The organism is Curvibacter sp. Hmag1.1, assembly GCF_059769165.1.
Window position 1 is genome coordinate 434,429 of the sequence record NZ_JBMBGX010000002.1, and the last position, 13,835, is coordinate 448,263.

General features: G+C 61.4%; 11 protein-coding genes and 1 pseudogene. 11 read left to right on the forward strand and 1 reads right to left on the reverse strand.

What is annotated here, in order from left to right; all coding sequences use genetic code 11:
* Positions 1–124: 124 nt before the first annotated feature.
* The 11 genes and pseudogenes from gabT (at position 125) to ACOAP0_RS02540 (ending at position 13,272) form a co-directional block, all read left to right on the forward strand.
* Positions 125–1,417 carry a 4-aminobutyrate--2-oxoglutarate transaminase gene (gene gabT, locus ACOAP0_RS02490; RefSeq protein ID WP_498391301.1) on the forward strand — a complete coding sequence of 431 codons (1,293 nt, stop codon included), beginning with the start codon at positions 125–127 and terminating at the stop codon, positions 1,415–1,417.
* Positions 1,418–1,450: 33 nt separating this feature from the next.
* On the forward strand, positions 1,451–2,545 hold the full coding sequence (locus ACOAP0_RS02495; RefSeq protein ID WP_498375727.1) for an ABC transporter ATP-binding protein: 1,095 nt from the start codon (positions 1,451–1,453) through the stop codon (positions 2,543–2,545).
* Positions 2,546–2,588: 43 nt separating this feature from the next.
* The gene (locus tag ACOAP0_RS02500; RefSeq protein ID WP_087494334.1) at positions 2,589–3,620 is read left to right on the forward strand and encodes an ABC transporter substrate-binding protein; all 1,032 of its coding nucleotides are present in this window, start codon (positions 2,589–2,591) and stop codon (positions 3,618–3,620) included.
* 27 nt (positions 3,621–3,647) lie between these two features.
* Complete coding sequence (locus ACOAP0_RS02505) at positions 3,648–4,889, forward strand: ABC transporter permease (protein WP_428984457.1); 1,242 nt, start codon at positions 3,648–3,650, stop codon at positions 4,887–4,889.
* A gap of 11 nt (positions 4,890–4,900) precedes the next feature.
* On the forward strand, positions 4,901–5,719 hold the full coding sequence (locus tag ACOAP0_RS02510) for an ABC transporter permease (protein ID WP_498375725.1): 819 nt from the start codon (positions 4,901–4,903) through the stop codon (positions 5,717–5,719).
* A gap of 19 nt (positions 5,720–5,738) precedes the next feature.
* A complete protein-coding gene (gene speB / locus ACOAP0_RS02515) occupies positions 5,739–6,683 on the forward strand; it encodes an agmatinase (RefSeq protein ID WP_498375724.1) in 945 nt (314 codons plus the stop codon).
* A 100-nt stretch (positions 6,684–6,783) separates the two neighbouring features.
* Positions 6,784–8,256, forward strand: a complete 1,473-nt coding sequence (locus ACOAP0_RS02520) for an NAD-dependent succinate-semialdehyde dehydrogenase (protein WP_498375723.1) — start codon at positions 6,784–6,786, stop codon at positions 8,254–8,256.
* Between the two features lie 183 nt (positions 8,257–8,439).
* Positions 8,440–8,697, forward strand: a pseudogene (locus ACOAP0_RS02525) (MarR family winged helix-turn-helix transcriptional regulator); the annotation flags it as partial.
* Positions 8,698–8,887: 190 nt separating this feature from the next.
* Entirely contained in the window at positions 8,888–10,387 is a 1,500-nt protein-coding gene (locus ACOAP0_RS02530) for an efflux transporter outer membrane subunit (RefSeq protein ID WP_498391303.1), read from the forward strand.
* Positions 10,388–10,440: 53 nt separating this feature from the next.
* A complete protein-coding gene (locus tag ACOAP0_RS02535; protein WP_498375721.1) occupies positions 10,441–11,706 on the forward strand; it encodes an HlyD family secretion protein in 1,266 nt (421 codons plus the stop codon).
* Between the two features lie 6 nt (positions 11,707–11,712).
* Entirely contained in the window at positions 11,713–13,272 is a 1,560-nt protein-coding gene (locus ACOAP0_RS02540; protein ID WP_498375720.1) for a DHA2 family efflux MFS transporter permease subunit, read from the forward strand.
* Between the two features lie 64 nt (positions 13,273–13,336).
* Here the strand turns inward: ACOAP0_RS02540 and ACOAP0_RS02545 are convergent, their stop codons facing one another.
* Entirely contained in the window at positions 13,337–13,825 is a 489-nt protein-coding gene (locus tag ACOAP0_RS02545; protein WP_157673050.1) for a hypothetical protein, read from the reverse strand.
* Positions 13,826–13,835 lie beyond the last annotated feature (10 nt).

The window sequence follows — 13,835 nt, forward strand, 5'->3', positions numbered from 1 at the left end:
GGGAAACTCTGTACAGGATTTTAGACCTGCACAGTGTCTCGAAACTTTCATCATTGTGTACATGGTTGTTTGTGGACCGGGTTCCTATAGTTCTGCCACCCGTTCAACAACACCGGACTATCTTATGCAAGCCGATCGCCAAGTTCTCAATGCCGCCCTGTATGCCCGCCGCCAATCCGCCGTTGCCCGCGGCGTCGGTCAGGCCCACGAGATTTTCATCAAGAACGCCCGCAACTCCGAGTTCTGGGATGTGGAAGGTCGCCGCTTCATCGACTTCGCCGGCGGCATTGCGGTGCTCAATACCGGCCACCTTCACCCCCAGGTGATTGAGGCCGTCAAGGCCCAGCTCGACCTGTATACCCACACCTGCTTTCAGGTGATCGCCTACGAACCCTACGTCGAAGTGTGCGAGCGCCTGAACGCCATGGCACCCGGCAACTTTGCCAAGAAGAGCCTGCTGCTGACCACCGGCGCCGAAGCGGTGGAAAACGCCATCAAAATCGCCCGCGCTCACACCAAGCGCCCCGGAGTGATCGCCTTCACCGGTGGCTACCACGGCCGCACCAATTTCACGTTGGGCCTCACCGGCAAAGTGGCGCCTTACAAGCTGGGCTTCGGGCCCTTCCCCGGCGAAGTGTTCCACGCCCTGTTCCCCAATGAACTGCATGGCGTGAGCGTGGCGGATGCCCTGCATTCTGTGGAGTTGATCTTCAAGAATGACATCGAAGCAGAACGCGTCGCTGCCTTCATCGTCGAGCCCGCGCAGGGCGAAGGCGGTTTCTACGTGGCCCCTCCCGAGTTCATCTCCGGCCTCAAGGCCATGGCCGACAAGTACGGTATTTTGTTGATCGCCGACGAAGTGCAAACCGGGGCGGGCCGCACCGGCACTTGGTTCGCATGCGAACAATGGCCTGTGGCTCCTGATTTGATTACCACGGCCAAATCGCTGGCAGGTGGATTCCCCTTGTCCGGTGTGGTCGGCCGTGCTGATGTGATTGACGCACCTGCGGCAGGTGGCTTGGGCGGTACTTATGCCGGCAGCCCCGTGGCTTGCGCAGCCGCACTGGCCGTGATGAAGGCCTTTGAAGAAGAAAAACTCCTGCAACGCAGTCAAGACATGGGCGCCTTCCTGGTTGAAAAGCTCAAGGCCATCGCCACCAAGGTACCTGCCATCGGTGATGTACGCGGCATGGGCGCCATGGTCGCCATCGAGTTGTTTGAAGGTGGTGATGTGCACCGCCCAGACGCGGTGTTGACCAAGAAAGTAGTCACAGAGGCTGCTCGACGCGGGCTGATTCTGCTGTCCTGCGGTACCTACGGCAACGTCATCCGCATCCTGGTGCCATTGACCGCGCCCGACGCGCTGCTGGAAGAAGGCTTGGCCATTCTGGCCGACAGCTTCGCCGCTGTGGCCTGATCGCCCATTTTGAATCTGCTTTTCGAAGAACACATGTCCTCTACTGAACCCTTGGTGCGCTTTAGCGGCGTACAAAAAACGTACGACGGCGAACAGCTGGTGGTGCGGGAGCTGAACCTCGATATCCAGCGCGGTGAATTCCTGAGCCTGCTCGGACCCTCGGGCTCGGGCAAGACCACCACCCTGATGATGCTGGCCGGGTTCGAGTCCCCCACAGCAGGCGACATCCTGCTCGACGGCAAGCAGATCACGCGCACCCCGCCGCACAAGCGCAACTTCGGCATGGTGTTCCAGAACTACGCACTGTTCCCCCACATGACGGTGGCACAGAACGTGGCCTACCCGCTCACCGTGCGCAAAGTGCCTAAAGACGAGCAAGAAAAGCGGGTGCAAAAGGCTTTGGACATGGTGCGACTGACCGGCATGGGCGACCGGCTGCCCACCCGCCTCTCCGGCGGCCAACAGCAACGCGTGGCACTGGCCCGCGCGCTGGTGTTCGAGCCCCAACTGGTGCTTATGGACGAGCCCTTGGGCGCGCTGGACAAGCAGTTACGCGAACACATGCAGCTCGAACTCAAAGAGCTTCACCGCCAGCTGGGTGTGACCTTTGTGTATGTGACCCATGACCAGGGCGAAGCCCTGACCATGAGCGACCGGGTGGCGGTGTTCAACGAAGGTGTGATCCAGCAACTGGCAGATGCCCAAAGCCTGTACGAAGCCCCCAGCAACCGCTTTGTGGCCGGTTTTGTGGGAGACAGTACGGTGCTTCGCGGCACATTGGGCGGAACTGCAGAAGCCCCCAGCATAGTCCTGGGCCAAGGCCAGACGCTGCCCGGCATCAATGTCAATAACGCTGTTGCAGGCGCGATGGTGGAAGCATGTGTGCGGCCCGAGCGGATTGCATTGCACGTACAGGCGCCCGCTGCACTGAACACCGTCGCCGCCCAAGTGGCCGGCATTGTGTACTACGGCGACCACGTGCGCTTGCTGTGCTCAATGAGTGCCGGCCAGGCGCAAGCCACCGTGAAGCTCCCGCTCACCCACGCATGTGCCCTCACACCGCCTGCCATGGGCAGCACGGTGCACCTTGAGTTCCCGACTCCCTTTACGCGCATTTACGCGCTCTGAAGTTTTCCCCCGTCCCTTCCTCAACCCTTAAGGAAATCTCTCCATGAAAAAAAGCCTGATCGCTGCTGCATCTATTGCTGCCTGCTTTGCGATGAATGTCCACGCCCAAGACGCCATTACCGTGGTGAACTTCGGTGGTGCCAATGCGAACGCCCAGAAAGTCGCGTACTACGAGCCCGTTGCCAAAGAAGGCGTCAAGGTCACCGCAGTGGAATACAACGGTGAGCAAGCCAAGATCAAGGCCATGGTGGAAACCAAAAATGTGACCTGGGACGTGGTGGAAGTCGAATCCCCTGACGTAGCCCGCGGCTGCGACGAAGGCCTGTTCGAAAAGCTGGACTACAGCAAGATTGCCCCCAAAGCTGACCTGCTGCCCTCCGCTGTGAGCGAGTGTGGTGTGGGTGTGTTTGTGTGGTCCACCGTGATGGCCTACAACGGCGACAAGCTCAAAAAAGCCCCTACCAGCTGGGCAGACTTCTTTGACACCAACAAGATTCCCGGCAAGCGCGGCATGCGCAAAGGCGCCCGCTACAACCTCGAGTTCGCTTTGCTGGCCGACGGTGTGAAGCCCGCAGACGTCTACAAGGTTCTGGCCACCAAAGACGGTGCAGAACGCGCCTTCAAGAAATTGACCGCCCTCAAGCCCAACATCCAGTGGTGGGAAGCAGGCGCCCAGGCACCCCAGTTCCTGGTGGCTGGCGATGTGGTCTTGTCCACCGTGTACAACGGTCGTATTGACGCCGCCAACCGCGAAGGCCGCAACCTGCAAATCTACTGGCCCGGTGGCATTTATGACCTGGACTACTGGGTTATCCCCAAGGGCACTGCCAAGAAAGACGCAGCCTACAAGTTCCTGAACTTCGCCATGAAGCCGGAGAACCAGGCTGTGTACGCCCAGAACATCGCTTACGGCCCGACCAACAAAAAGGCTCTGGCCAAGCTCAGCGCCAAGGTCTTGGGTGACCTGCCTACTTCCGAGAAGAACGCCAAGGAAGCTTTGCAGTTCAACACCACCTTCTGGGCTGACCAAGGCGAAGCCCTGGAAAAGCGCTTTGCTGCCTGGGCCACCCAGTAATCCGTAGACCGTCAGGAGCCTGAACCCATGTCCATGCAAGCCAGTGCCATCCAGCCCCCGGGCGATCTCCGCGCGGCACTCTCCCGTGCGGAGTCCCGCCGCAAATGGCGGGCATTCAGCCTGACACTGCCCTTGCTGGTGTTTTTGCTCCTGACCCTGCTGGTTCCCATTGCAGCACTCCTGATGCGCGCGGTGGAAAACCCCGAAGTCGCCAAGGCCCTACCCACCACGGTAGAAGCCTTGGCAGGCTGGGACCGCACGTCCCAACCCCAAGCTGCGGCCTACGCCGCCTTGGTTCAAGATTTATCGCACCTGCCGGACACGGCAGATGCCGGCGCTCTGGCGCGCCGCCTGAACACCGAAGCGCCCGGGGCACGCTCGCTGATCATGGGTGCCTACAAGGCCCTGCCCATCGAAGGTGATGCTGAATCCGTCCGCCAGCAGTTGCTGGACAAAGACGCCCGCTGGGCCGAGCCGGAGTTCTGGCAGGCTATTGCCAAAAACGGCTCTCGCTGGACGCCCGACTACTTGCTGGCCTCGGTGGACCTGAAGCGTGATGCCAACGGCCATATCGAACGCATGCCCGAAGAGCAGCGTGCTTACAGCGGCATTCTGGTACGGACCTTCCAGATCAGCTTTATCGTGACCCTGCTGTGCCTGGTGCTGGCATACCCGCTGGCCTACTGGCTCTCCACCTTGCCGGAGCGCAAAGCCAACGTGCTGATGATTCTGGTGCTGGTGCCTTTTTGGACCTCCATCCTGGTTCGGGTGGCGGCGTGGATCGTGTTGCTGCAGTCCGAAGGTCTGGTCAACGGTGCGCTGCTGGGCATCGGTGTGATCAGCGAACCATTGGCGCTCCTGTTCAACCGTACCGGCGTCATCATTTCCATGGTGCACATCCTGCTGCCCTTCATGATTTTGCCGCTATACAGCGTGATGAAGAGCGTGCCACCCACCTATGTGCGTGCTGCTGTGTCGCTGGGCAGTGCTCCGCTGGCTGCATTTGTGCGGGTTTATGTACCGCAAACCTTTCCCGGTGTGGGTGCCGGCGCACTGCTGGTGTTCATTCTGGCCATTGGCTACTACATCACGCCGGCGCTGCTGGGTGGTGCAGATGACCAGATGCTGAGCTACTACATCGCCCGCTACACCAACGTTGAAGTCAACTGGGGCATGGCCTGCGCCTTGGGTGCCCTGCTGCTGGCCACCACACTGGTGCTCTATGGCGTGTACCGCCGCATCGGGAAATCCGACCTGGCCTTGGCATAAGAAAGACACCCATGTTCAAACTGCCCGAATTTCCCCTTTACTTCACGCTGGCCGACAAGGCCGGTTGGTGGCTGTTGCGCATTGTGTGTGTGCTGGTGCTGGGCTACTTGCTTGCGCCCATCCTGGCCATCATTCCGCTGTCGTTTTCCAGCAGCTCATTCCTGACCTACCCCATCCCCGGCTGGTCGACCAAGTGGTACAGCCACTTGCTCACCGCGCCCGAGTGGTCTAACGCCATGCGCAACAGCTTCATCGTGGCGCCCGCCGCTACGGTGATTGCGACGGTCTTGGGCACCTTGGCTGCCGTGGGCCTGACCCGCACCGAATTTCGTTTCAAGGGCCTGCTGATGGCATTCCTGATCGCCCCCATGGTAGTGCCGGTGATCGTGATCGGCGTAGCCACCTACTTGTATTTCGCCCCCTTGGGTCTGAGCGACAGCTATGTGGGCCTGATTGCCGTGCACGCTGCCATGGGTGCCCCCTTTGTGCTGACCACCGTGCTCGCCACCCTGGCCAACTTCAACCACAACCTGGTGCGCGCCTCGCTGAGCCTTGGCGAGACACCCTTCAACACCTTCATGCGGGTCACCCTGCCGGTGATTGCCCCAGGTGTGATTTCCGGCGCGCTGTTCGCCTTTGCCACCTCGTTTGACGAAGTGGTGGTGACCCTGTTCTTGGCTGGCGCCGAGCAGACCACCCTGCCGCGCCAGATGTTCACCGGCATCCGCGAAAACATCTCGCCCACGATTGCAGCGGTTGCCACCTTGTTGATCCTGTTCACCACCACCATGTTGCTGGTGCTGGAGTGGCTACGCGGCCGCAAAGCCTGACCCTGAACCCCTCTCCCCTATGGATTTGAACCAACCTCTTTCCGGCAATGCCATGCCGCGCTTCGGCGGCATCGCCAGCATGATGCGCCTGCCGGTCGCCACATCCGCCCGAGGGCTGGATGCTGCTTTCATCGGTGTGCCGTTGGACATAGGCACCAGCCACCGCCCGGGTGCGCGTTTCGGCCCCCGCCAGATCCGCGCGGAATCCTGCCTGCTGCGCCCCTACAACATGGCCACCGGTGCTGCGCCGTTTGATGCCCTGCAAGTGGCGGATCTGGGCGATGTGCCCATCAATACCTACTCGTTGTTGAAGTCAGTCGACATCATCACCGCCTATTACGCCGAGGTGCTGGGCCACGGCTGCATACCGCTTACTCTGGGCGGTGACCACACCATTGCGCTACCCATTCTGCGGGCCATGGCCGCCCAACACGGCCCGGTGGCGATGGTGCATGTGGATGCGCATGCCGACGTGAATGAAGACATGTTCGGCGAGCGCATTGCGCACGGCACCCCCTTCCGCCGCGCTGTGGAAGAGGGCCTGCTCGATTGCAGCAAGGTCACCCAGATCGGCTTGCGCGGCACCGGCTACGCGGCCGATGATTTCGATTGGCCGCGCCGCCAAGGCTTTACGCTGGTACCCGCCCACGAGGTGTGGCACCAGTCCTTGGCCCCCGTGATGGAGCAGGTGCGCCATCGGGTGGGCAACACCCCCTGCTACCTGAGCTTTGACATTGACGGTATTGACCCTGCCTACGCCGGCGGTACCGGGACGCCTGAAATCGGTGGACTGACCGTGCCGCAGGCGCTGGAGATCATCCGGGGGTGCCGTGGGCTTAATATCGTTGGGGCAGACTTGGTGGAGGTATCACCGCCCTACGACACCACGGGCAACACCGCCTTGCTAGGGGCCAACCTGTTGTACGAGATGCTGTGTGTGCTGCCCGGGGTGCCGGTGCGCTGACTGCCGGCTACACACCTGAATTTGCTACGTTTTTCATAGCTGCTTGCGCATATTCCACGGGCGCTGGCAGCCAATTTTGTTTGTATATTGAGGAGACACCATGTCCACATCGCCGCTTTCCCTGTTGAAAGACCCCAGCCTGCTCAAGACAGACGCACTCATCAATGGCCAGTGGGTGACTGGCGCCAGCCGCTTTGCGGTGACCGATCCGTCCAACGGCCAGCACTTGGCCGATGTGGCCAACCTCGGTGCCGCAGACGCGGAAGCCGCCATTGCCGCGGCCAACGCCGCCTGGCCTGCCTGGAAAAGCAAGACCGCCAAAGAGCGCAGCATCATCCTGCGCAAGTGGTTTGACTTGCTCATGGCCAACCAGGAAGACCTGGCCCGCATCATGACCGCCGAGCAAGGCAAGCCCTTCGCCGAGGCCAAGGGCGAAATTGCCTATGGCGCCAGCTTTGTGGAATGGTTCGCCGAAGAAGCCAAGCGCGTCAACGGCGAGACCCTGCCCCAGTTCGACAACAACCGCCGCCTCATGGTTATCAAGCAGCCCATCGGCGTGTGTGCAGCCATCACGCCGTGGAACTTCCCGCTGGCCATGATCACCCGCAAGGTGGCGCCTGCGCTTGCCGCCGGTTGCCCGGTCATCATCAAACCCGCGGAGCTGACGCCGCTGACTGCGCTGGCAGCCGCCGAGTTGGCCATCCGCGCCGGCATTCCGGCTGGTGTGCTCAACATGATCACCGCCGACAGCGATCAGTCCATTGCCGTGGGCAAGGTCATTTGCGCTAGCGACGTGGTGCGCCACCTGAGCTTCACCGGTTCCACCGAAGTGGGCCGCATCCTGATGGCGCAAAGCGCGCCTACGGTCAAAAAGTTGTCGCTGGAATTGGGTGGCAATGCGCCCTTCATCGTGTTTGACGACGCCGATGTGGACTCTGCGGTCGAAGGCGCTCTGGCCAGCAAGTACCGCAACGCTGGCCAAACCTGCGTATGCGCCAACCGCTTCTATGTGCAGGCCGGCGTGTATGACCAGTTCGTGGCCAAGTTCAGCGCCAAGGTAAAAGCCATGAAGGTCGGCAACGGTTTTGAAGACGGCGTGGTGCAAGGCCCCCTGATCGAAGACGCCGCCGTCGAGAAGGTGAAGCGCCATGTGGCGGACGCAGTCGCCAAGGGCGGCAAGGTGGAAACCGGTGGCAATGCCCTGCAAGGCCAGTTCTTCGAGCCCACCGTCGTCTCCGGCGCTACCGCCGACATGCTGTGCGCCCGCGAAGAAACCTTCGGCCCCTTTGCACCGGTGTTCAAGTTCACCACGGAGCAGGAAGCCATTGACGCAGCCAACGCCACCGAGTTCGGCCTGGCCAGCTACTTCTACAGCCGCGATATCGGCCGCATCTATCGCGTGGGCGAAGCGCTGGAGTACGGCATGGTGGGCGTGAACGTAGGCATTCTGGCGACCGAGCACGTGCCGTTCGGCGGTGTCAAACAATCGGGCCTCGGCCGCGAGGGCTCGCACTTCGGCATGGATGACTACATCGAGGTCAAGTACCTCTGCCTGGGCGACATCCTGAAATAAGCCTGCACCCGCATGCCTGGAAAGCCGGCTTGGGCCGGCTTTTTTTTCGCCCATTCCATTGCCCACGCAATATCAGCCTTGACAATATTTGCTCAGGCAACTAATATTCGGGCTATGCAACACATTGCCCCTTCGTTTTACCGCCCCGACAGTTACCGGCCGGAAGACAGCGTCGGTTACCTGATGCGCAGCATCCTCTCGCACGTGGCCCAGTCGGTGGAGCATCAGCTCGCCCACACCGACCTGACCAACGCGCAGTGGATTCCGCTCTTCAAGCTGTATAACAAGCAGGCCTCGACAGTGGCCGAACTAGCCCGCGCCTGCGAGCTCGACAACGGCGCCACCACCCGCCTGCTGGACCGCATGGAGGCCAAAGGCCTGGTCCAGCGCGTGCGCTCCGAGCAAGACCGCCGGGTGGTCAACATCCAGCTCACCCCTGCCGGCACGCAAGCCGCAGCCGACATCCCCCAGGTGCTGTGCGAGGTGCAAAACACCCACCTCGAAGGTTTCAGCACTGAAGAGTTCGAGAACCTCAAGGGCTACCTGCGCCGCATTCTGGATAACGCCCAACGCATCAAGGCAGCCAACAACGCCGCTGCCGACACCCCCTCTACCGACCGCCAAGCACCCCATGCAAGACACCATCTTCTCCACTTCACAAGCACTGCGCTGGAGCCGTTTTGCGCTCAGCGCGGTGGCCATTGCGTCTTTGAGCGCGTGTGCCAACTTCTCGGGCATCTTTTCCCAGGCCAAGCCGGTTGCTGCGCAGCAAGCCGGCTTGTCCACCCAAGCCATTCCTTCGGACAGCGTGGCGCTGGACAGCCAGTGGTGGAAAGCCTACGGCGATGAGCAACTCAACCAGCTGGTCGCCCAAGCCCTGGCCAACAACCCCAACCTGCGCGTGGCCCAGGCACGTGTGCAGCGCGTGCAAGCAGGAATCGATAACGCCAATGCCGCCAGCGCGCCGCAATTGAACGCCGGGCTGGATGCCACCCACCAGCTATACACCCGCAACGGCCTGGTGCCCGCGCCGATCGCCGGCAGCGAGCGCGAGATTGCCACGCTGCAAGCCACTGGCAGCTGGGAGCTGGACCTGTTCGGCAAGAACCGCGCTGCGCTGGATGCTGCCATCGGCCAAAGCCGCGCTGCTCAAGCCGACGCCCAGGCCGCCCGCATGATGCTGGCCAGCAATGTGGCACGCAGCTACTTCCAGTGGCTGCGGGTGCAGGGCCAGCTTGAAGTTGCTCAGCGCACCCTCGCCCAGCGCCAGCAAACCCAACAACTCGTGAAAGATCGCCTGCAAGCCGGCCTGGACACCCAACTCGAGCTCCAGCAAAGCGAGAGCGCCCTGCCTGATGCCCGCTTTCAGATCGAGGCCCTCAAAGAGCAGGAAGCTCTGCTCACCAACGCCCTCGCCGCCTTAACCGGACAACAAAATGGGGGCCTGGCGCTCACCAACCGTGCGCCAGCAGCTATCAATTCCGTAGCAGCTGCACAAACCAAGGTACAGGCCGTGCCCATGGACTTGTTGGGCCGGCGCGCCGACGTGGTCGCCGCCCGCTGGCGCGTCGAAGCTGCGACCCGCGATGTGGACAACGCCAAAACCCTGTTCTACCCCAACATCAACCTGACCGCGTTTGCCGGCTTCTCAAGCATCGGCTTTGACAAGCTGGTGCAAAGCAGCAGCGCCCAATGGGGCGTGGGCCCGGCCATCCGCCTGCCACTGTTTGAAGGTGGCCGCCTGCGCGCCAACCTCAAAGGCAAGGCAGCGGATCTGGATGCCGCCATTGAGACCTACAACGCCGCTGTGGCGGACGCCGTGCGCGACGTTGCAGACCAGCTGGCATCCACCCAATCGATTGAACGCCAGCAGGCCGAGCAAAAAGCCGCGCAGCGATCCGCCGAAAGCGCCTACGCCATTGCCGTGCAACGCTACGAGGCAGGCTTGGGCAACTACCTGAACGTGCTCAACGCCGAGACCGCCGTGCTGGCCCAGCGCAAGTTGGCCGTGGACCTGGCGGCCCGCAGCGTAGACACCCAGATCCAGCTGATCCGCGCACTGGGTGGCGGCTTTACCGACACCGACACCACCTCGGCCGCCGCACCGACGAGCGACACCGTAGTCCGCTAAGCACTGACCACGGCCCCACCTAACTCGCACTGAACCTGATTGAAAGAAACACCATGAGCACTTCTTCCACCTCCACTGTTACCCCTACCGTTGCGCCATCCGGCAATCCCGCACGCAAAAAAGCCCTGACTGTTCTCTCCATCGTCGTACTGCTGGGCTTGGCCTATGGCGGTTTTGAGTACTACGGCGCCCGCCATTCCGAAGAAACCGACAACGCCTATGTACAAGGCAACGTGATCCAAATCACCCCCCAAGTGGGCGGCACCGTCACCGCCATCCTGGCTGACGACACCGACTTCGTGAAAGCCGGCCAGGCACTGGTGAAGCTGGATCCGGCGGATGCCAAAGTTGCGCTCGACCAAGCTGAGGCCAACCTGGCGCAAGCGGTGCGTCAAGTCCGCACCCTGTATGCCAACAACGGCACGCTGTCCGCCCAGGTCACGCTACGTGAGTCCGACATCGCCCGCGCGCAAACCGACATTGCCCGTGCCACCGACGACCTGAACCGCCGCCAAGCACTGGCAGGCAATGGCGCCGTGTCCAAAGAAGAACTCAACCACGCCAAGTCACAACTCACCACCGCGCAGAACGCACTGTCCGCCGCCCAGGCGGGTGTGGCTGCTGCGCGTGAGCAGCTCTCCAGCAACCAGACCCTGACCGAAGGCACCAATGTGGAAGGTCACCCCAGCGTGGTTGCCGCATCTGCCAAAGTGCGCGAGGCCTTTCTGGCGCTGCACCGCGCTGAGCTGCCCGCGCCCGTGGACGGCTACGTAGCCAAGCGCACCGTACAGCTGGGCCAGCGCGTCGCCGCCGGTGCCCCGCTGATGGCCATCATCCCCCTCAACCAACTCTGGGTGGATGCCAACTTCAAGGAAGTGCAGCTGCGCAACATCCGCATCGGCCAGCCGGTCAAGCTCACCGCTGATCTCTACGGCAAAAAGATGGAATACAAAGGCACGGTGGCAGGCTTGGGTGCCGGCACGGGCGCCGCCTTCTCTCTGTTGCCCGCCCAGAACGCCACCGGCAACTGGATCAAGGTCGTGCAGCGCGTGCCGGTGCGTGTGGCGCTGGATGCCGAGCAACTCGCCCAGAACCCGCTGCGCGTGGGCCTGTCCATGGAAGCCACAGTGGACGTAACAGACCAAAGCGGCAAGTCATTGGCTGATGCACCCCGCACGGCTTCTGCGACTCAAACCGATGTGTACACCGTGCTCGACCAGCAGGCTAGCGACGAAGTGCGCAAGGTGATCGCTGCCAACCTCGGCCGCGGTGCCAAAACCAATGCCCACGCGGCTGCCAAAACCGCCTCGGGTGTGTAAAGACCTATGAGCGCTCCCGCCTACGCTGCGCCGGCCCCCTTGCAGGGATCGGCGCGTTTGTGGGGCACGATTGCCTTGTCAGCCGCCACGTTCATGAACGTGCTGGACTCGTCGATTGCCAACGTGTCTCTGCCCGCCATTGCCGGCGATCTCGGTGTCAGCTCTAACCAGGGCACCTGGGTCATCACCAGCTTCGGTGTGGCCAACGCCATTGCCCTGCCCCTGACCGGCTGGTTGTCCCAGCGCTTCGGCCAGGTGCGGCTGTTCGTCACCAGCGTGCTGCTGTTTGTGCTCTCCAGCTGGTTGTGCGGCATTGCCCCTAACATGCCCTTCCTGATCGGTGCCCGCGCGTTGCAGGGCTTTGTTGCGGGCCCCATGATGCCGCTGGCGCAGACCCTGCTGCTCTCCAGCTACCCGCCGGCCCTCGCGGGTCTCGCCATGGCACTATGGGCCATGACCACGCTCGTAGCCCCTGTGATGGGTCCACTGTTGGGCGGCTGGATCACGGACAACGCGCATTGGGGATGGATCTTTTTCATCAACGTGCCCATCGGTTTCATTGCAGGCTTCATCACCTGGACCATCTTTCACAAGCGCGAGACACCTACCCGCAAGCTGCCGATCGACACGGTCGGTTTGGCACTGCTGGTGATTGGTGTGACGGCCATCCAGCTGATGTTGGACCGCGGCAAGGAGCTGGACTGGTTCCATTCCGAAGAAATCATCATCATGACCGTGGTGTCGGTGATTGCGTTTGCCTTTTTGATTGCCTGGGAACTGACCGATGACCACCCGGTGGTGGACTTGAAGCTCTTCAAGGTGCGCAACTTCCTGACCGGCACGGTGGCCATGTCGATTGCCTACGGCCTGTTCATGGGCAACATCGTGTTGCTGCCGTTGTGGCTGCAAAGCTTTATGGGCTATACGGCTACCCAGGCCGGCATGCTGATGGCACCGGTAGGTCTGTTTGCGATCATTTTGTCGCCCATCATCGGCAAGAACATCGCCAAGTTCGATACCCGCCGGCTGGCTACCGTGGCCTTTCTGGTGTTTGCACTGGTGCTCTGGATGCGCTCGCACTTCAGCACGCTATCGGACTTCAACACGATGATGATTCCGACGCTGATCCAGGGCATTGCGCTGGCGCTGTTCTTCATTCCGCTCACCAGCATCATTCTGGGTGGATTGCCGGGTGACAAGATTGCATCCGCCTCGGGCCTGAGCAGCTTCTGCCGGGTGTTGTTCGGATCTTTCGGTACCTCGATCTCGGTCACCGTATGGCAGGACCGTACCGCCCTGCACCACGCCCAGCTCACCGAGATGATCAACCGCGGCAGCACCGCCTCCAACAGTGCCCTGGCAGGCCTGAACGCTGCGGGCCTGAGTGCAGAGCAAGCCTTCAGCCAGATCAACCGCATGATCGATCAGCAAGCAGCAACGCTGGCTGCAAACGACGTGTTTTACGCATCGGCCATGATCTTCGTATTGCTGATCCCGCTGGTATGGCTCTCACGCCCGGCCCGTAGCGGTGCAGGTGCCTCCGAGGCAGCAGCTGGAGCGCATTGATAAAGCAACAGTCAGACGAAAAAAAACGGGGCCGAGGCCCCGCTTTTTTTCTGTAGCAATCTGATCAGCTCAGCTCAGGCCCTTGCGGGTTGCTGGCGCGCGCATTGCGGTTCACGCCATTGTTCACCGACCATGGAATGGAAGGTGCCCGGTCCAAAGGCGCAACCTTGGTCAACAGGGCCTGCCAGAAGAAGCCGCTCTGGATAGCAATCACGGCAAACAACATGTAGCTCTGTGAGCTGGAAGCGAGCCAGAGGTTGTACACCGGCATGAACACAAACGGAGACACCAGCAAAGGCAAACCAATGCGCAATGCCTGCATGGACTCCAGCCCCTTGCCGAGGTTAAACAAATCCCAGTAGTAGTTGGTAAACATGCCCATCACCATCCAGCAGCCCAAATGCCACGCATACACAATGGCGTGGTTGCGCACCAGGAGCGCAATCCAGGGTTGGGAGGTTTCATCCGCATTCACGATGAGAACCATGAAAGCCCCCGTGGTCGCGAAGACCACGAAGTAGATGAACATCAGAAATTTAAGCGCTCTGGACATGTTTTCCCCG

What these genes read in the sequence shown, in the direction of transcription:
- gabT (WP_498391301.1), top strand. Translation starts at nt 125, where the DNA reads ATGCAAGCCGATCGCCAAGTTCTCAATGCCGCCCTGTATGCCCGCCGC.
- ACOAP0_RS02495 (WP_498375727.1), top strand. Translation starts at nt 1,451, where the DNA reads ATGTCCTCTACTGAACCCTTGGTGCGCTTTAGCGGCGTACAAAAAACG.
- ACOAP0_RS02500 (WP_087494334.1), top strand. Translation starts at nt 2,589, where the DNA reads ATGAAAAAAAGCCTGATCGCTGCTGCATCTATTGCTGCCTGCTTTGCG.
- ACOAP0_RS02505 (WP_428984457.1), top strand. Translation starts at nt 3,648, where the DNA reads ATGTCCATGCAAGCCAGTGCCATCCAGCCCCCGGGCGATCTCCGCGCG.
- ACOAP0_RS02510 (WP_498375725.1), top strand. Translation starts at nt 4,901, where the DNA reads ATGTTCAAACTGCCCGAATTTCCCCTTTACTTCACGCTGGCCGACAAG.
- speB (WP_498375724.1), top strand. Translation starts at nt 5,739, where the DNA reads ATGGATTTGAACCAACCTCTTTCCGGCAATGCCATGCCGCGCTTCGGC.
- ACOAP0_RS02520 (WP_498375723.1), top strand. Translation starts at nt 6,784, where the DNA reads ATGTCCACATCGCCGCTTTCCCTGTTGAAAGACCCCAGCCTGCTCAAG.
- ACOAP0_RS02530 (WP_498391303.1), top strand. Translation starts at nt 8,888, where the DNA reads ATGCAAGACACCATCTTCTCCACTTCACAAGCACTGCGCTGGAGCCGT.
- ACOAP0_RS02535 (WP_498375721.1), top strand. Translation starts at nt 10,441, where the DNA reads ATGAGCACTTCTTCCACCTCCACTGTTACCCCTACCGTTGCGCCATCC.
- ACOAP0_RS02540 (WP_498375720.1), top strand. Translation starts at nt 11,713, where the DNA reads ATGAGCGCTCCCGCCTACGCTGCGCCGGCCCCCTTGCAGGGATCGGCG.
- ACOAP0_RS02545 (WP_157673050.1), bottom strand. Translation starts at nt 13,825, where the DNA reads ATGTCCAGAGCGCTTAAATTTCTGATGTTCATCTACTTCGTGGTCTTC.